This window comes from Nocardioides soli (assembly GCF_014191495.1).
Taxonomy (GTDB): Bacteria; Actinomycetota; Actinomycetes; order Propionibacteriales; family Nocardioidaceae; genus Nocardioides; species Nocardioides soli.
The window spans coordinates 334,572-351,318 of the sequence record NZ_JACHWR010000002.1 but is presented as its reverse complement, the minus strand read 5'-3'; the positions used below and the strand labels follow the sequence as shown (position 1 = coordinate 351,318).

Here is a 16,747-nt window from a genome sequence, read left to right as displayed (position 1 = left end):
TCACACACCGCTGACGGACTGCCGTGCGGTTCCGCGGTGCGTGAGCAACCATGATGGCTCGGCAGATGGTTGCTCACACACCGCCGCTCGGACCACGCGTCACCAGGAGGCGGTCCGATGAGAAGCGTCCGCACCTTCGCCGTCGAGGACCCGGCGACCCTCGAGGTCGTCGCCCACGTGCCCGACCTGGGCGTCGACGACGCGCTCGCGGCGGTCGACCGCGCCGCCGCAGCGTACCCCTCCTGGTCGCGCACCTCGCCGCGGCACCGCTCCGACGTGCTGCGCCGGGCGCACGAGCTGATGCTGCGCGACAAGGACGAGCTCGCCGCCCTCATCGCCCGCGAGAACGGCAAGTCGCTGACCGACGCCGCGGGCGAGGTCGGCTACGCCGCGGAGTTCTTCCGCTGGTACTCCGAGGAGGCCGTGCGGCCCGGCGGCGAGTACGGCGAGGCGCCGGCGGGCGGTGCGCGCACGCTGGTGTCCCACCGCCCGGTCGGCGTGGCGGCGCTCGTCACGCCGTGGAACTTCCCCGCCGCGATGGCGACCCGCAAGATCGGCCCGGCCCTGGCGGCCGGCTGCACGGTGGTGCTGAAGCCGGCGGCCGAGACCCCGCTGACCGCCCTCGCGGTCGCGCGGATCCTCAGCGAGGCCGGCGTGCCCGACGGCGCGGTCGAGGTCGTCACGACCACCGATGCCGCCGGGGTGGTGGCCGCCTGGCTGGCCGACGACCGCGTCCGGAAGGTCTCCTTCACCGGCTCGACCGGCGTCGGCCGCACCCTGCTGCGCCAGGCAGCCGACCGGGTGCTCAACGCCTCGATGGAGCTCGGCGGCAACGCGCCTGTCGTGGTCACCGAGGACGCCGACCTCGACGCGGCCGTTGCGGGCACGATGGTCGCGAAGTTCCGCAACGGCGGGCAGGCCTGCACGGCCGCCAACCGGATCTACGTGCACCGCGACGTCGCCTTCGACTTCCTCGCCCGGTTCGGCGCGGCGGTCGAGAAGCTCACGGTCGGCCCCGCCGCCGACGGCGCCGCGATCGGCCCGCTGATCACCGCGGCCGCCGTGGACCGCGTCCGCCGTACTGTCGAGCACGCGGTCGCCGAGGGCGCCCGGATCTCTCACCGCGCCCAGCTGCCCGACGCACCCGGGCACTTCTACCCGCCGACCGTGCTCGCCGACGTCGCCCCCGACGCCACGATCCTCCGCGACGAGATCTTCGGCCCGGTCGCCCCGGTCGTCGTGTGGGACGACGAGGACGAGCTGATCCGCCTGGTCAACGACACCGAGTACGGCCTCGCGGCGTACGTCTTCGCCGGCGAGCTCGGCCGCGCCGTCCGGCTCGGCGAGCGCATCGAGGCCGGCATGGTCGGCATCAACCGGGGCCTGGTCTCCGACCCCTCCGCGCCGTTCGGCGGCGTGAAGCAGAGTGGCCTCGGCCGCGAGGGTGCGCGCGAGGGGCTGCGGGAGTTCCAGGAGACGCAGTACCTCAGCGTCGACTGGCCCGAGTAGCAGCCGCACTAGATGACTAGTTCCAAGGCCTCGCACGCTGCGCGACGCTCATCATCCGCTCCGGCGGCGTTGCCGACGCTTGAAAGACGTCCAGTCTGCCGACGCATCGGCGCCTTGCCGGAGCGGCGCTGAGCGCCGCTCGCTTGCACGATCCCTTGGAATTACTCATCTAGTTGATCTGCTGGCTCGCGGCGATCTTGCGGGTGACCGCCGTGAGCGCCGCGGCGAACGCGGCGGTGTCGGCCCGGAAGGTCGGCGCGGTGAGCGAGAGCGCGGCCAGCACCATGCCGCTGCTCCCGAACAGCGGCACGGCGACCGAGGTGTAGCCGGCCGTGGTCTCCTCCTGCTCCACGGCGTACTGCCTCTCGCGGACCCCGCGCAGCTGCTCGGCCAGCACCCCGGGCAACACGATCGTCACCGGGGTCACCCGCTCCAGCCCCCGGTCGACGACCTCGTCGAGCAGCGACGGCGGGCCGTAGGCCAGCAGCACCTTCCCGGTGGCGGTGCTGTGCAGCGGCATCCGGCCGGCGATCCGGGAGGGTCGGGTCGCCTGGCGGGCGCCGGTCACCTTCTCCAGGTAGAGCACGTCGAGCCCGTCGAGTACGGCGAGATGCACGGTCTCCTTGGTGCTGAAGTGGAGGCCCTCCATGAGCGGACGGACCGCATCGCGGAGCACCCGGAAGCGGGGCACCCGGCTGCCCAGCTCGAAGGCCCGCATGCCGAGCCGGTACTCCAGCCCGGACCGCTCGAGCATGCCCCACTCGAGCAGCTCCTGGGCGAGCCGGTGCACCGAGGCCTTCGAGATGCCCGTCTGGCGGGCGAGCTCGGAGAGCGACAGGTCGACGTCGTCGAGCTGGAAGGCCTCGAGGATCAGCCGGGCCTTGCCGAGCACGCTGTTGGCGCCGGCCCCCTGCCCCTCGCCGTAGCGCCGCGGTTGGACCGTCGTCACCTCAGCCCGCCTCCCTCGCATCGTGGCCGTCCAGCACCAGCACCGTCCGGACCAGGACCTCGACCAGCCGGCGTGCCTCGCGGACGTCCACGAGGTTCATGCCGAGCGTGAAGTCGACACTCTCACCATCCGACCCCGCGGGGACCTTCGGCATGCCGACCCGGGCCGTCGGGATGCCGCGCATCCGGAGGATGTTGGCGTCGGTGGCTCCGCTGTTCTCACGGATCGGCTGGTGCGGTACGCCGGCGACCGCCTCCCACGCCGCGACGGCGGCTCGGATGACCGGCGCGCCCGGATCGGTGCGGGACGCGGGGATGCCCGCGATCTGGTCGACCCGCAGCTCCGCCTCGAGCTCGCGGCCCAGGGCGGTCACGAACTCGCGGACCTCGCGCGTCACGGTCGCCGGGGTCTGCCGGGTCGTCAACCGCACGTCGGCCCGCAGCCGCACGGTCGCGGGCGTCGAGGCGGCCAGGTGGCCGAGCCCGCCCTCGACCGAGGACACCACGCCCTGCGGGCGCATGGTGTCGTGCTCGTGGCGTACGGCGTACTCCGCGAACCAGTCCTCCAACCGGTTCGCGACGACGCCGGCGAGCGCGACGGCGTTGCGGTAGGGCATCCGGTGTCGGCTGCCGACGTAGGTGTGCTCGCCGGGCACCACGATGTCGAGCCAGACCAGGCCGACCTCCTCGTGGGAGACGCTCCAGCCCGGCTTGGCGATCACCGCGTGGTCGGTCGTGAACCCACGCTCGGCCAGGAAGCCGGCGCCGACGCCGTGACCGGTGTTGGCCCGGCCGGGCGTGCCGATCCCCTCGGGCACGAACGTCGGCATGCCGCCGGCGCCGAACCCGGCGACCACGTCGCCGGCCAGCTCGACGCCCGAGGCCGCCAGCGCCTCGAAGGCGACGAGCACGCAGGCCGCATGTCCCTTCGGGTTGCCTGCACCCAGCCCCTGGACGAGGTCGCCGCGGACCACCGCGCGGGGCAGCATGTCGGGCCGCATCCGGCGGGCGGCGCCCGGGACGTCCCGGGTGGGATCACCGGTCGTGAAGGTGTCCAGCGGCGCGTAGAGCAGGGTCGACGCGCCGGTGCCGGAGCCGCGGAGCACGGCGACCGCGTTGGCCTGGAGCCCGTCGATCCACTGGACCTTCGACTCGATCCGGTCGCCGGAGAGACGGGCGGCGATCCAGGACGCGAGCTCGCCCTCCGCGCCGGTCGGGCTCGCGACGTCGACGAGGCCGGTGATGGCGGCGAGCAGATCCTCGTCGGCCACTCGCCGCATCACTCGGCCGACGGCCGCGTCGAGCGGCGCGGTCATCCCGGCGCCCCCTCGACGGGCACCTCCGCCGGGTGCTTGCCGAGGAAGCCGAGGCTCAGCTCGTTGTACCGGTCGGCCTGCTCGTGCTGGGGCCAGTGGCCGCAGTCGTCGAGGAGGACCAGCTCCGAGCCCGGGATCGCGTCGTGCATGGCGGTCGCCTCGGGTACGTCGCCGAAGGGGTTGTCGCGGCCCCACACGATCAGCGTCGGGACGGTGATCCGCGCGAGGTCCCCCGGCTCGAGGATGTTCCGCAGCCGGGTCTCGATCTCCTGCAGGCACAGCAGGTTGTCGATGTTCGCGACGAAGTCGGGGCGGTGGTAGATCTCGTGCCGCACGGTCACGAGCTCCTCGGTGGCGTTGCCCGGGTCCGCCATCAGCAGCTGCATCCGGCGGCGGGTCAGCTCGACGTCGTCGGTCTCGACCGCGCGCCGGGTGCTGGTCCGGATCCGCTCCATCACCTCGGGGTTGGCGACCGTGCCGCCCGCGCACAGCAGCTGCAGCGACGCGATCCGATCGGGGTCGTCGATGGCGGTCCGACCGCCGACCCAGCCGCCGAGGGACTCCCCGACGATGTGGGCCCGGTCGACGCCGACGGCGTCCATGTAGGCCAGCAGGTGGTCGCGGTAGCGCGGGATCTCGTACGGGTGGTCCGGCTTGCCGGTGTAGCCGTGGCCGAGCATGTCGATCGCGTGGCAGCTGTACCGCTCGGCGTGCGGGCGGAGGTTGCGGACGAACGCCTCCAGGTGACCGGAGGTGCCGTGCAGGAAGATCACCGCCTCGGCACCGTCGCCGGCGCGCAGCGAGCGGGTCGGGACGCCGGCCGCGTCGACGGTCGACAGGCTGAAGTCCAGGTCGGCCAGCTCGGCCCAGATGGTGCGGGCCAGGTCGTTGCTCATGTCTGCTCTCCCTCGAGGTAGGTCACGATGATTGAGGTGCGAGTGCCGCCCCGGTGGTTGAGGTGCGAAGGCCCCCAGGCCCTGGCCGCCCCGGTGGTTGAGGTGCGAAGGCGCCCTGGCGCCTGAGCCTCGAAACCACCGCTGCGGCACTCGCTCAGTGCTGGTTGATACGGGTCACCCGGGTGTTGACCCGGCCGGCGAGCCCGGGCGGCACGGCCTGGTGGCTCGCCAGGCGCCGGCTCGCCAGGCCGAGCCCGGCCAGGACCACGGCGATCAGCCCGGGGCCGAGGATCTTCTTCATGCGCTTGCTCCTTGGACGTCGAGGAGATGGACGGGCTCACGGGTGGTCGACGGAGCTCAGGAAGCCGTCGACGATCGCGTGGTAGGCGGCGGGACGCTCCTCCTGGAGGTGGTGGGAGACGTGGTCCATCACGTGCAGGTTCCCGTTCCGCACCATGCGCGCGAGCATCATCGGGTAGTCCGGGGTCAGGAACGCGTCCTCGCGGCCCCACATGAACAGGGCGGGTGCCTCGACGCGGCCGAGCTCCTCGGTCAGGTCCTGCCACTCCCCGCGCGGGGAGTCGGACATCGCGGCGAGCTCGCGCTCCTCGGGGTCGAGGCTCTGCTGCCAGCGCATCTCCAGCGTCTCGTCGGGGAGCCGGTCGGCGTCGTACCACTCCAGCCGGGTGATCAGGGACCGCATCTTCTCCCGGGTCGGCCCCTCGCCGCCGTAGTAGACGTCGCGGGCGTTCCGGCCCCGGTGACCGTTCTCGGGCAGCGGTGCGAGGGGGCCGTAGAAGACCGGCATGCTCCCGGTGATCACCAGCGAGCGCACCCGGTCCGGGTAGTTGGCCGCGAGGCAGAGCGCGATCGTGCCGCCCCACGAGTTGCAGACGAAGTCGGCCCTCTCGACGCCGAGCTCGTCCATCAGGGCGACCGTCTTGGCGGCGTGGAAGTCCCACATCGGCCCGCTGATCCGGCACTTCTCGGACCCGCCGTACTGGAGGATGTCGACGATCAGGCAGCGCCGGTCGATCGCGAACAGCGGGGCGACCGGGCCGAAGTCGCTCCAGCCCGTGCAGCCGGGGCCGCCGCCGTGCAGGAAGATCGTGTCCGGGCCCTGCCCGATGTCGAGGTAGTGGTACCTCACGCCACCGGCGTCGGCGTACCGGCTCTCGGGCATCGGTCCGGCCACGGAAGACGTGAGCCGATCGGTCGTCGTGGTCATGGTGTGCTCTCTCCTCGTTCGATCACTGCGGCGCCCATGCCGGTCAGCCATTCGGGCATCGGCGAGTAGGCAAGGGCCTGTCCAGGTGCGAAGCCGAGCGCGGAGGCCATCACCATCCAGGTGCGCAGCTCCTGCCCGCCGTTGCCGGCCCGGGCCTCGATCTCCTCGGTCGTCAGCTCCGCGTACGAGCGCAGGTCGCCCCTCTCCAGGTCCGCAAGGAACTCCTCGTCGAACTCGGAGAAGATCGTCGGCCGGGCGCCGACGATGATCTCCCGGCGCCGCTTGTCGTAGCGGCTCCACTGGCCACGGCCGTTGAGCCAGGCCTCGACCAGGAACTCCTCGTCCTCGCCCTCGGGGGCGGTCCAGTCCGACGGCCAGGGCAGCTGGTGCGACAGGCCGCCCGAGGAGACCACCACGACGCGCTTGTCGTCGGGCATCCCGGCGACCGCGGCCGCGAGGTTCGCGCCGAGCTCGACGCACCGGCTCATCCGGGGCAGCGGGGCGGCGAACACGTTCACCACCAGCGGCACAACGGGTACGTCGATGCCGTCGAGCAGCCACTGGATGGCGTGCGTCTGGCCGTGGTCGATGGTCAGCCTCGCGGAGATCGCCACCTCGGTGCCGGCGTCGACGAGCGCGGCGGCGAGCGCCCGGGCGAACTCGGGATCGGTGCGCTGCGGGCCCTGCGGCGTTCCGCCGTCGCCGGCCGCGACCACCTCGCCGACCCCGAGCGTGAACGACGGGATCAGGTCCAGCCAGAAGCCGCGGAAGTGGTTGGATCCGACCACCACGACGACGTCCGGCCGGGCCTCGGCGATCCTGGCGCGGGCGGCGGCCAGGCCGTCGCGGAACGCCTCGGCCCGCTCGGTGTGGACGACCTGGTCCCAGTGGGTGTTCATCAGCGTCGAGTGCGAGGCACCGACGCCGAGCACGATGGCTGCCATCGGTCGGTCCCCTCAGGCCGTCGGGTCGGCCGGGTCGAGTCCCTGCTCGCGTAGCCGGTCGAGCCGGTCCTCCGTCGTGTCCTCGGCGAGCTTGCGCCACTGCAGCAGCGAGTCGTCGGGGCGGTAGAGCTTCTCCGGCGGCGCGTCGGTGACCTCGACCATCCACTTGTCCTGCCCGGAGAACTGGCCGTGGAAGAGCCACCGCACCGCGCCGAGGTACTTGGCGTAGAACGGCAGCGTCCGGGCGCCCTGCCGGAAGTCCGCCAGCACGCCGACGTAGAGGTGCTGGTCGGCGTCCACCGGCACGTAGAACTCGTAGTGGATGAACGTCGGGTAGGCGATCCGCAGCACGCCGGGCATGCTCACGCTCGCGAAGCCGGGGAACTCCTGGGCCGCGATCACTGGATTCACCTCGCGGTGCGAGGAGGTGTTCCCGATGTTCTTGGTCTCCTTCGGCGGCCTGGCCTTCCACCACCCCAGCCCGCTCCACCGACCCAGGCCCGGGAAGTCCGCCTCCCAGAACTGCTGCTCCTGGACGCGGTAGATCCACCGCCCGCGCTTGACGATCTTCGTCTTGTTCCACACCGGCATCGGCTTGAACAGCCGCCACAGGGCCGTCCGGTGCAGGTACTTGGCGTGGCCCTCGTCGTAGCCGTTCTCGCAGGCGAACCGCCAGTTGCCCTCGCGCGGCTGGATGCGCTGGCCGAGCACGGCGGCGTTGCCCACGAGCTCCTCGGGCAGCTGCTCGTCGATCGGGTCCGGCTCCTCGCCGTCGCCGACGTAGACCCACACCATGCCGAGCCGCTCCTCGACGTCGTACGTCGGCTGGGTGACCTTGCCGCAGATCGGCGACTCCGGGCCGTCGGTGATCGCGGCGGCGAGGTCGCCGGTCTCGAGGTCGAAGGTCCACCCGTGGTAGACGCACGAGACCGTGCCAGGGAACTGCTTGTTGCCGTAGCTGAGGGGAACGCCGCGGTGCGGGCACCGGTCCTTCATCCCGAAGATCCGGCCCCGGTCGCGGATCACGAACAGCTCCTCGCCGAGCAGCCGCACCTTGCGCGGCTTCTCGCCGACCTGGTTCGAGAAGCAGACCGGGTACCAGTAGCCGCGGAACCCGGCGTCGGCCGCCTGGTAGTGCGGCCAGCTCGACCAGTCCTGGCGCCCGGGCAGCCTGCCCTCGCGGTGGCGGGCCGCCTGCGTCGGCGACGGGGGGTTCGCTGTCTCGGTCATGGTCTGCTCCACGTTCCTACTGGCACGGCATCGCGCTCGATCTCGGTGGGTCTCGGTGGGCTGCCGTCGCGTGGCGGCGTCTCCGACCGGGAGGACACCAGCGGCCGCGACCCCGCGACAAGGCGCGTGGTCCGCCTGGCGGACCGGGGCACCGGATTCGTCGTCCGGTCCGGTCAGCGGTCCACGGCAGAGGCCGAGTGGCCGCCGGCCTTCCTACATTCGCCGCCGAGGGAATCGAGTCGCCTGGAGGCACGACATGTCCGCACCACCCGTCCGCACCGACGTGCTCGTCGTCGGGGCCGGCCCGACCGGCCTGTACGGCGCCTACTACGCCGGCTTCCGCGGCCTGTCCACGGTGGTGGTCGACGTGCTCCCCGCGCTCGGCGGCCAGGTCACGGCGCTCTACCCGGAGAAGGAGATCCGCGACGTCGCCGCGATCCCCTCGATCCGCGGCCGCGACTTCGTGAGCGCGCTGGAGGCGCAGGCGGCGGCGTTCGACCCCACCTACCTGCTCGGGCGACAGGCCAGGCGGCTGGAGTACGCCGACGGCGAGCCGTTCGTCACGCTCGACGACGGCACCGTCGTCCACGCGCGCGCCGTCGTGCTCACGGCCGGCATCGGCACGCCCACGCCCCGCCCACTGCCCTGCGGCGACGAGTGGGCCGGCACCGCCCTGTCCTACTTCGTGGTCGACCCCACCGCCCACGCCGACCGCGACGTCGTTATCGTCGGGGGCGGCGACTCCGCGCTGGACTGGGCGGACACCCTGGAGCCGATCGCCCGCAGCGTCACCCTCGTGCACCGGCGGGCGGTGTTCCGGGGCCACGCGGCGACCCTGGCCCGGGTGCGCGCCGGCTCGAGCGCCATCCACGTCGACACCGAGGTCGTCGGCCTCCACGGCGACCTCGGGTCCGGGACCCTCGCCAAGGTCACCCTCCGCGGCAAGGGCGGCGACGAGACCGTCGTGGCGGCCGACCACGTGATCGCGGCGCTCGGCTTCATCAGCGACCTCGGGCCGCTGCGCGACTGGGGCCTGGCGCTCGAGGGCAGGTCCGTCGCGGTCGACCGGAGCCTGCGCACCAACCTCCCCCGCGTGTACGCGGCCGGGGACCTGACCGACTACGACGGCAAGGTCAGGCTGATGTCGGTCGGCTTCGGCGAGGTGGCGACGGCGATGAACCACGTCGCCGTCGACCTCGACCCCGACCTCACCCTGTTCCCGGGTCACTCGACCGACAGCGCCTGAGCCACCCACCGACGCCCCACGAGAGGACCACCATGAGCTACGTCATCGGCTCGGACTGCATCGACGTCCTGGACCGTTCCTGTGTCGACGTGTGTCCGGTCGACTGCATCTACGAAGGCGACCGCAAGAGCTACATCCAGCCCGACGAGTGCATCGACTGCGGCGCCTGCGAGGTCGAGTGCCCGGTCACCGCCATCGTCGTCGACCGGAAGGCACGCAAGGACCCGGATCTGACGGCGCACCTCGACGACTCGCGCACCTTCTTCGACGAGCCCCTGCCGGGACGCGCCGAGCCGATCGGCAGCCCGGGCGGCGCCCAGGCGTACGGCGTGATCGGCGCGGACACCCCGCTGGTCGCGGACTGGTCCGCCTGAGAACCCGATCCGGAGCGCTCCTCGGCAGCGACGGCGGTGGCTCGGGGCGGCGCTGCTTCATCAAGGGATGAAGGTGAGGCCGCGCTTCCCCGGCCGAGCTCGGCTGGGGAAGCGCAGGGCGATCCTCATCCCTTGATGAACCCGCCGCCACAGTCCGACGGCCGGCCCCGGCGTCACGCCGGCCCACCCGGGATATCCCGTGGCGCCGGCTCCGGCGCCCGGGCTACGGTCACGCCATGACCCGGCCCGCGCCGAGGACGCCTCGTGGCGTGGCTCGGAACCCCGACCACGCCGGTAGCGCCTGACGCTGCCCGATACCGAGGCGCACTCGGCCTGCTCCTGCTTTGTCATCACCGAGGAGCAAGGAGAAACCGGGTGTCCGACACCTTCACCTGCGTGCGATGCGGACTCGTCGTCATCACGCTCACGCCCGACGACGTACGCCGTAACCACTGCCCGAGCTGCCTGAGCTCGCTGCACACGCTCGACCACGCCGCTGACGGCGCTTCCGACTGCCGGGGACGGATGGCCCCGCTGTCGATCGCCGTCCGGCGCGACGGCTCGTGGGCACTGGTCCACCGCTGCACGCGCTGCCGAGAGCTCGACCTGCATCCGACCGCTGCCGACGACAACCAGCTGATCCTGATGCGGCTGGCCGTCCGGCCGCTCGCGGAGCCGCCGTTCCCACTCGACGTCTTCGGCACCCTCTAGAGCCAGAAGATGCCGAGGAGGAAGTCGACGTCGAGGCGCACCCAGCGCCCCAAGGACGTCCTGCATCGCACCGGCGCCGCCGACACCTTCCGGTGCGTCGGCTGCCGGCTCCACGTGCCGGTCGTCGCGCCCGGCACGGCGCACCGCAACCACTGCCCGAGTTGCCTGACCAGCCGCCACGTCGACGGCCGGGTCCCCGGGGACCGTGCGTCGCCGTGCGGCGGCCGGATGGTCGCGGTCAGCCTGTCGGTGCGCGCGGACGGCGAGTGGCTGCTGGTGCACGAGTGCACCGGCTGCGGCGCGCTGAAGCTGAACCGGATCGCCGGCGACGACAACGCGCTCGCCCTGGTCCGGATCGCGGTGCGGCCGCTGGCCGATCCGGGGCTGGGACGTCGGGCGATGCTCTCGCTCTGAGGTCCCGAGGCGCCCGCGATGGACGCGGCGTCGACCCGGCCCGGCGGGGTGGGACAATTCGGCGGGCTGGGCGGGCGCGTCTTCCACCGATGCGCGCGCACAGGCGCTCAGCCTTGCGCACACGTCGAACAACGGCGGTCGATCTCGATCGAGCGTGACACCAACCAGGGGGCAGGCATGGACTACGTCTACGACTTCTCGCACGGCAGCAAGGACCAACGAGACCTCCTCGGCGGCAAGGGCGCCAACCTCGCCGAGATGACCAATCTCGGACTTCCGGTCCCCCCGGGATTCACGATCACCACCGAGGCCTGCCGGGCCTACCTCCGGCACGGCGGGGAGCCCGAGGGCCTCGCCGAGCAGGTGTCCGCGCACCTGGCCACGCTCGAGGGCACAATGGGCCGCCGGCTCGGCCAGGCCGACGACCCGCTGCTGGTCAGCGTGCGGTCCGGCGCGAAGTTCTCGATGCCGGGGATGATGGAGACCGTCCTCAACATCGGGCTCAACGACGAGTCCGTCGTCGGGCTGGCCCGGCAGAGCCAGGACGAGCGGTTCGCCCAGGACTCCTACCGCCGGCTGCTGCAGATGTTCGGCGCCACCGTCCTCCACATCGACGGCGAGCACTTCTCCGAGGCGCTCGACGCGGCCAAGAAGGCCCGCGGCACCGAGAGCGACCTCGACCTCGACGCCGACGACCTCCGCGGGCTGGTCGAGACGTTCAAGGCGATCGTCCGCGAGCGGGCCGGCCGGGAGTTCCCGCAGGACCCGCGCGAGCAGCTGGATCTCGCCGTACGCGCGGTCTTCGACTCGTGGAACACCGACCGGGCGCGGCTGTACCGCCGGCAGGAGCGGATCCCCGAGGACCTCGGCACCGCCGTCAACATCCAGGCCATGGTGTTCGGCAACTTCGGCATGGACTCCGGCTCCGGCGTGGCGTTCACCCGCGACCCCGCCAGCGGCGCCCAGGGCGAGTACGGCGACTACCTGCAGAACGCCCAGGGCGAGGACGTCGTCGCCGGCATCCGCAACACGGTCAGCCTGGCCGACTTCGCCGAGGTCGACCGGGCCTCCCACGACGAGCTGATGGCGATCATGGCCCGGCTCGAGCGGCACTACCGCGACATGTGCGACATCGAGTTCACCGTCGAGCGCGGCAAGCTCTGGATGCTGCAGACCCGCGTCGGCAAGCGCACGCCCGAGGCGGCGTTCCGGATCGCGATCCACATGGTCGACGAGGGCCTGATCCAGATGGACGAGGCCGTGACCCGGGTGACCGGCGAGCAGCTGGCGCAGCTGATGTTCCCGCGCTTCGACGAGTCGGCCGAGCGCACCCTCCTCGCGACCGGCATGAACGCCTCCCCCGGCGCGGCCGTCGGCCGGGCGGTCTTCGACTCCGACACCGCGGTGGAGTGGGCCGAGCGGGGCGAGGACGTGATCCTGGTCCGCAAGGAGACCAACCCCGACGACCTGCGGGGCATGGTCGCGGCCCGGGGCATCCTCACCAGCCGCGGCGGCAAGACCTCCCACGCGGCCGTGGTCGCGCGCGGCATGGGCCGGACCTGTGTGTGCGGCGCCGAGGCGCTGGACGTCGACGCGAAGGCGCGCGAGTTCCGGGTCCGCGGCGGCGGCACGGTGCGCGAGGGCGACCTGATCTCGATCGACGGCTCCACCGGCGAGGTGTTCGCCGGCGAGGTCCCGGTCTCGGCCGCGCTGGTGGTCCGGCACTTCGAGGGCGAGAAGGTCGACGACGACCTCGTCAGCGCCGTCGCCCGGATCATGGCCCACGCCGACGGCGCCCGCCGGCTGCGGGTGCGCGCCAACGCCGACACCCCCGAGGACGCCGCCCGCGCCCGCCGGTTCGGCGCCCAGGGCATCGGGCTGTGCCGCACCGAGCACATGTTCCTCGGCGACCGGCGCGAGCTGGTGGAGACGCTGATCGTGGCCGAGAACGAGGACGACCAGCGCGTCGCCCTCGACGCGCTGCTGCCGCTGCAGCGCCAGGACTTCACCGAGATCTTCGAGGCGATGGACGGGCTGCCGGTCACGATCCGGCTGATCGACCCGCCGCTCCACGAGTTCCTGCCCGACCTGACCGAGCTCTCGGTGAAGGTCGCCCTCGCCGAGGAGCGCGGCGAGCCCGACGAGCACGACCTGGTGCTGCTCCGGCACGTCCGGCGACTGCACGAGCAGAACCCGATGCTCGGCCTGCGCGGCGTCCGGCTGGGCATCCAGATCCCCGGCCTGTTCCAGATGCAGGCCCGCGCGATCCTCGAGGCGGCGGCCGACCGGGCCGCCCTCGGCATGCGGCCGCTGCCGGAGATTATGATCCCGCTCGTCGCCAGCGTGCGCGAGCTCGAGATCGTCAAGGCCGACATCCTCGCGGTCGCGGCCGAGGTCGAGCGGAGCCGTGGCGTGACGCTCGAGTACTCGGTCGGCACCATGATCGAGCTGCCGCGTGCCGCCTTCCTGGCCGACCGGATCGCCGCCGAGGCCGAGTTCTTCTCGTTCGGCACCAACGATCTGACCCAGATGGCGTGGGGCTTCTCCCGCGACGACGTCGAGGCGGCGTTCTTCTCCCGCTACTTCGAGCACGGCATCTTCGACGTCTCCCCGTTCGAGTCGCTCGACACCCGCGGGGTCGGCGGCATGGTCGAGATGGGGACCCGGAAGGGCCGCGAGGTCCGACCCGACCTCAAGGTCGGCGTCTGCGGCGAGCACGGCGGCGACCCGCGCTCGATCCACTTCTTCGACGAGGTCGGGCTCAACTACGTCTCCTGCTCCCCCTTCCGCGTGCCGGTGGCCCGGCTGGAGGCGGGCCGCTCGGTGCTGAAGCGCCGGTAGTGGTCATCGCCGGGAGGTTCCTCGGGCGATGACCACTAGGGCGTGGCTCCTAAATCGAGGCATGTTGGGCTGATTTGCTGCTGGTATGTCTCGTGAACGTGTGCTGACGGACGCTCAGTGGGAGCGGATCGCGCCGTTGATGCCGTCTTCGGAAGGTCAGCGGGGGCGGCCATTTCGGGATCATCGTCAGGTGGTCGAGGGGATCATCTATCGGTTCCGGACCGGGATCGCGTGGCGCGATCTGCCGGCTTCGTTCGGACCGCATCAGACGGTCGCGAAGCGGCATCGTCGGTTCAGCGCCGATGGCACCTGGGACAAGATCCACGCCCGGCTGGTCGCTGAGGCCGATGCCACGGGCAGGGTCGATTGGACGGTATCGGTGGACTCCACGGTCAACCGCGCCCACCAGCACGCGACGAACATGGGCCGCGTCGAGCGCCCTGCCGGGGTCCACACAGGGGGCTGAGGCGAACTACATGAATCGGGCCGCGCAGCCCGGTTCGGAGCCGTTGGACCATGCGATCGGTCGCTCTCGTGGCGGCTTGTCGACCAAGGTCCACCAGTTGGTGGACGGTACGAAGCGGCCCCTGGTCGTGGCGGTCACCGGTGGCCAAGCCGGTGACTCGCCGATGCTGCGCTGGTTGCTCGCCGATCTGGCCGTCGCGCGGACGGCCAGAGGGCGTCCACGAACCCGACCAGACCGAGTGCTCGCGGACAAGGCGTACTCGTCACGGGCGAACCGGGCTCTGCTGCGCGCCAAACGGGTCCAAGCCGTGATCCCGCAACGCGCCGATGAGATCGGACACCGACTGCGTCGCGGGTCCGCCGGCGGGCGACCGCCATCCTTCGACACCACCACCTACAAACGACGCAACGTCGTCGAACGCTCCTTCAACGACCACAAGCAGTGGCGCGGCATCGCCACCCGCTACGACAAGCTCGCCTACGTCTACCGAGGAGCCGTCGTCCTTCGTGCCATCACGATCTGGCTACGCGAATAAGGAGCCACGCCCTAGCCGCCGGCCGGGTCTGCATACTCGTTGCATGGACCCGGCCGCGGTAGCGCCCGACGCCTTCGAGGCGATGGTCGTCGACGCGCTCGACTCGCTGCCTGACTGGGTGCTGCCCGTGGTCGACGAGATCGCCGTCCTCGTCGACGACGAGCAGCCCGAGGCCGAGCGCCGGCCCGGCGTCCTGCTCCTCGGCCTCTACCGCGGTGTCCCGCGCACCACCCACTACGGCCGCGCCCCCGGCACCCTGCCGGACACGATCACGCTCTACCGGATCCCGATCGTGGCGGCCTGCGCCCGGGTCGAGGACGTGTCCGACCGGGTGCGCACCGTGCTGGTCCACGAGGTCGGCCACGCGATGGGCCTGTCCGAGGCGCGGCTGCGCGAGCTCGGCTGGGCCTGACCAGCGACGGGCTGTCGTCGCACCCGACCTGAGTGTCGCGGATCCGCCGAATGGGGAGCCGCCAGGTCAGGTGCGTGAGTCGATGAACGGCGAAAGGGCCTCCGACCAGCGCTTCCGCTGGCCAGAGGCCCTTCTCGGAGCCGCCTGTCGGAATCGAACCGACGACCTTCTCATTACGAGTGAGACGCTCTACCGACTGAGCTAAGGCGGCGTGCTGCCCGGCACGGGCAACCCGAGGAAGTATAGGGAGCGGGGCGCCGGGCCGCGAAAACGGGGCCGCTGCCCGGAGGGCGGGTGCCGCGGGACCGGACAGCGCCGGGCCGGCGGAAATGCGAACTGCCCGGATCCTGGGATCCGGGCAGTCGACAGCCCTCCGTGCGCCGAACGCGACAACGCCGCCCGGAGGGTGGTCCGGGGTCAGGCCGCGAGCGTGACCTTCGAGGTCGAGACGGCCTTCTTGCCGGTCACCAGGGCCTGCTCGGCCCCGCACCAGCAGGTGAACGAGACGACGATGCCATGGTCGGTGTTGGTCATCCCGGTGATCTGGCTCGAGAAGATGAGCTGACGCTTCTCGCACTGGGTGCACAGGTGATCGAACATGGATGGCCTCCCTCTCATGGTCCTCGGTCGCCCTCACGGCGAACGTCTCCACCACCATGGTCCAACATCCGTATCCATAGGGGTAGCCTTACTTTCCTTTAGAAAGAACAGGCTCGACCTAGAGTTGTGATCATGCTCTCACTCCACCAGCTCACCTGCTTCCTCGCGACGTACGAGCGCGGGTCGCTCACCGCGGCGGCCGAGCAGCTGGGCTACGCCCAGCCTTCGGTGTCGGAGCAGATCCGGGCGCTGGAGAAGTCGCTCGGGGTCCAGCTCTTCCGGAGGGTCGGACGCGGCGTCGTGCCGACCACCGTCGCCGACACCCTGCGCCCGCACGCCGAGCGGGTGCTGGCCGCGGTCGACGAGGCCCAGCAGTCGGTGCAGCGGGTGAAGAGCTTCGAGACCGGGACGATCCGGTTCGGCATGTTCGGCACCGCGCGGCTGTACGCCGGGGCGGGGCTGGTCGCCGACGTGCTGTCCCGCTACCCGGGGGTGCGGGTGGAGCTGATCGGCCAGAACTCCATGGACGTCCAGGAGGACCTGCGCCGCGGCCGGATCGAGGCCGCGATGATCGCGGTGCCGCAGGTCGACAGCGAGGGGTTCGAGGTGACGCCGGTGGCCCGCGACGAGCTCGTCTACATCAGCACCGACCCGGCCCGGCTGGAGAGCCCGGTCACCGCGCACCGGCTCGCGCGGGCCTCCCTGGTGATGCCCGAGACCACCTGGCGCGCCGACGACTCCACCCGCCGGGTGCTGCGGCGGATGCTGCACGAGACCGGCCGCAACCCGCAGACCCGGATCGAGGTCGAGGACGTCGAGACCGCGGTCGAGCTCGTGGGCATGGGGTACGCCGACTCGGTGATCCCGAAGGGCGCGGCGCTCCAGCTGCTGCCGCGCCTGGCGCCCGACGCGGGCTGGGTGTCGTTGCGGCCGCGCCAGTACGACACGTTCGCGATCGTCCACCGCACCGACGCGCTGCTCTCCCCCGCCGCCCGGCTGATGATCGAGCTCGCGACCAAGCGCATCCAGGCGATCGCCGACCCGATCTGACGATCCACCGTGCCGGAGCGGCCGGGA

At 71.8% G+C, this 16,747-nt stretch carries 16 protein-coding genes, 1 tRNA gene and 1 pseudogene; 9 read left to right on the top strand and 9 right to left on the bottom strand.

The window, feature by feature from the left end; genetic code table 11:
* The first annotated feature begins 117 nt into the window (after window positions 1–117).
* Window positions 118–1,509: an NAD-dependent succinate-semialdehyde dehydrogenase gene (locus tag FHU40_RS12160; protein WP_183592593.1), complete on the top strand. Its 1,392-nt coding sequence runs from the start codon at window positions 118–120 to the stop codon at window positions 1,507–1,509.
* A gap of 169 nt (window positions 1,510–1,678) precedes the next feature.
* Here the strand turns inward: FHU40_RS12160 and FHU40_RS12155 are convergent, their stop codons facing one another.
* The 7 genes from FHU40_RS12155 to FHU40_RS12125 form a co-directional block, all read right to left on the bottom strand.
* Complete coding sequence (locus FHU40_RS12155) at window positions 1,679–2,458, bottom strand: IclR family transcriptional regulator (RefSeq protein ID WP_215526240.1); 780 nt, start codon at window positions 2,456–2,458, stop codon at window positions 1,679–1,681.
* Between the two features lies 1 nt (window position 2,459).
* Window positions 2,460–3,773, bottom strand: coding sequence for a zinc-binding metallopeptidase family protein (locus tag FHU40_RS12150; RefSeq protein WP_183592591.1), 1,314 nt, complete (start codon window positions 3,771–3,773; stop codon window positions 2,460–2,462).
* Window positions 3,770–4,669, bottom strand: a complete 900-nt coding sequence (locus FHU40_RS12145; RefSeq protein ID WP_183592590.1) for an alpha/beta fold hydrolase — start codon at window positions 4,667–4,669, stop codon at window positions 3,770–3,772. Before FHU40_RS12145 ends, FHU40_RS12150 begins: the two co-directional genes overlap by 4 nt.
* Window positions 4,670–4,823: 154 nt before the next feature.
* Window positions 4,824–4,970: a hypothetical protein gene (locus tag FHU40_RS12140; protein WP_183592589.1), complete on the bottom strand. Its 147-nt coding sequence runs from the start codon at window positions 4,968–4,970 to the stop codon at window positions 4,824–4,826.
* A gap of 36 nt (window positions 4,971–5,006) precedes the next feature.
* On the bottom strand, window positions 5,007–5,897 hold the full coding sequence (locus FHU40_RS12135) for an alpha/beta fold hydrolase (RefSeq protein ID WP_183592588.1): 891 nt from the start codon (window positions 5,895–5,897) through the stop codon (window positions 5,007–5,009).
* The gene (locus FHU40_RS12130; RefSeq protein WP_183592587.1) at window positions 5,894–6,841 is read right to left on the bottom strand and encodes a DODA-type extradiol aromatic ring-opening family dioxygenase; all 948 of its coding nucleotides are present in this window, start codon (window positions 6,839–6,841) and stop codon (window positions 5,894–5,896) included. The genes FHU40_RS12135 and FHU40_RS12130 overlap by 4 nt, the downstream gene beginning before the upstream one ends.
* A gap of 12 nt (window positions 6,842–6,853) precedes the next feature.
* Window positions 6,854–8,071: an aromatic ring-hydroxylating oxygenase subunit alpha gene (locus FHU40_RS12125; protein WP_183592586.1), complete on the bottom strand. Its 1,218-nt coding sequence runs from the start codon at window positions 8,069–8,071 to the stop codon at window positions 6,854–6,856.
* Between the two features lie 256 nt (window positions 8,072–8,327).
* Between FHU40_RS12125 and FHU40_RS12120 the strand changes: the two genes are divergently transcribed.
* The 7 genes and pseudogenes from FHU40_RS12120 to FHU40_RS12090 all read left to right on the top strand — a co-directional run bounded on the left by FHU40_RS12120 (window position 8,328) and on the right by FHU40_RS12090 (window position 15,070).
* Window positions 8,328–9,317 (top strand): NAD(P)/FAD-dependent oxidoreductase, encoded by a 990-nt coding sequence (locus FHU40_RS12120; RefSeq protein ID WP_183592585.1) that lies wholly within the window; start codon window positions 8,328–8,330, stop codon window positions 9,315–9,317.
* A gap of 32 nt (window positions 9,318–9,349) precedes the next feature.
* A complete protein-coding gene (fdxA, locus tag FHU40_RS12115; protein ID WP_183592584.1) occupies window positions 9,350–9,691 on the top strand; it encodes a ferredoxin in 342 nt (113 codons plus the stop codon).
* Between the two features lie 375 nt (window positions 9,692–10,066).
* On the top strand, window positions 10,067–10,402 hold the full coding sequence (locus FHU40_RS12110) for an RNHCP domain-containing protein (protein ID WP_343057835.1): 336 nt from the start codon (window positions 10,067–10,069) through the stop codon (window positions 10,400–10,402).
* A 9-nt stretch (window positions 10,403–10,411) separates the two neighbouring features.
* Complete coding sequence (locus tag FHU40_RS12105) at window positions 10,412–10,816, top strand: RNHCP domain-containing protein (protein ID WP_183592583.1); 405 nt, start codon at window positions 10,412–10,414, stop codon at window positions 10,814–10,816.
* A 177-nt stretch (window positions 10,817–10,993) separates the two neighbouring features.
* Window positions 10,994–13,657 (top strand): pyruvate, phosphate dikinase, encoded by a 2,664-nt coding sequence (ppdK, locus tag FHU40_RS12100; protein WP_183592582.1) that lies wholly within the window; start codon window positions 10,994–10,996, stop codon window positions 13,655–13,657.
* Window positions 13,658–13,742: 85 nt separating this feature from the next.
* Window positions 13,743–14,658 (top strand): annotated as a pseudogene (locus FHU40_RS12095) (IS5 family transposase).
* Window positions 14,659–14,701: 43 nt separating this feature from the next.
* A complete protein-coding gene (locus tag FHU40_RS12090; protein ID WP_183592581.1) occupies window positions 14,702–15,070 on the top strand; it encodes a metallopeptidase family protein in 369 nt (122 codons plus the stop codon).
* 138 nt (window positions 15,071–15,208) lie between these two features.
* Here the strand turns inward: FHU40_RS12090 and FHU40_RS12085 are convergent.
* Window positions 15,209–15,281 (bottom strand) — tRNA-Thr (locus FHU40_RS12085).
* A 206-nt stretch (window positions 15,282–15,487) separates the two neighbouring features.
* Window positions 15,488–15,670, bottom strand: coding sequence for a hypothetical protein (locus tag FHU40_RS12080; RefSeq protein WP_183592580.1), 183 nt, complete (start codon window positions 15,668–15,670; stop codon window positions 15,488–15,490).
* A 132-nt stretch (window positions 15,671–15,802) separates the two neighbouring features.
* Between FHU40_RS12080 and FHU40_RS12075 the strand changes: the two genes are divergently transcribed.
* The gene (locus FHU40_RS12075; RefSeq protein ID WP_183592579.1) at window positions 15,803–16,720 is read left to right on the top strand and encodes a LysR family transcriptional regulator; all 918 of its coding nucleotides are present in this window, start codon (window positions 15,803–15,805) and stop codon (window positions 16,718–16,720) included.
* The last annotated feature ends 27 nt before the right edge of the window (window positions 16,721–16,747 follow it).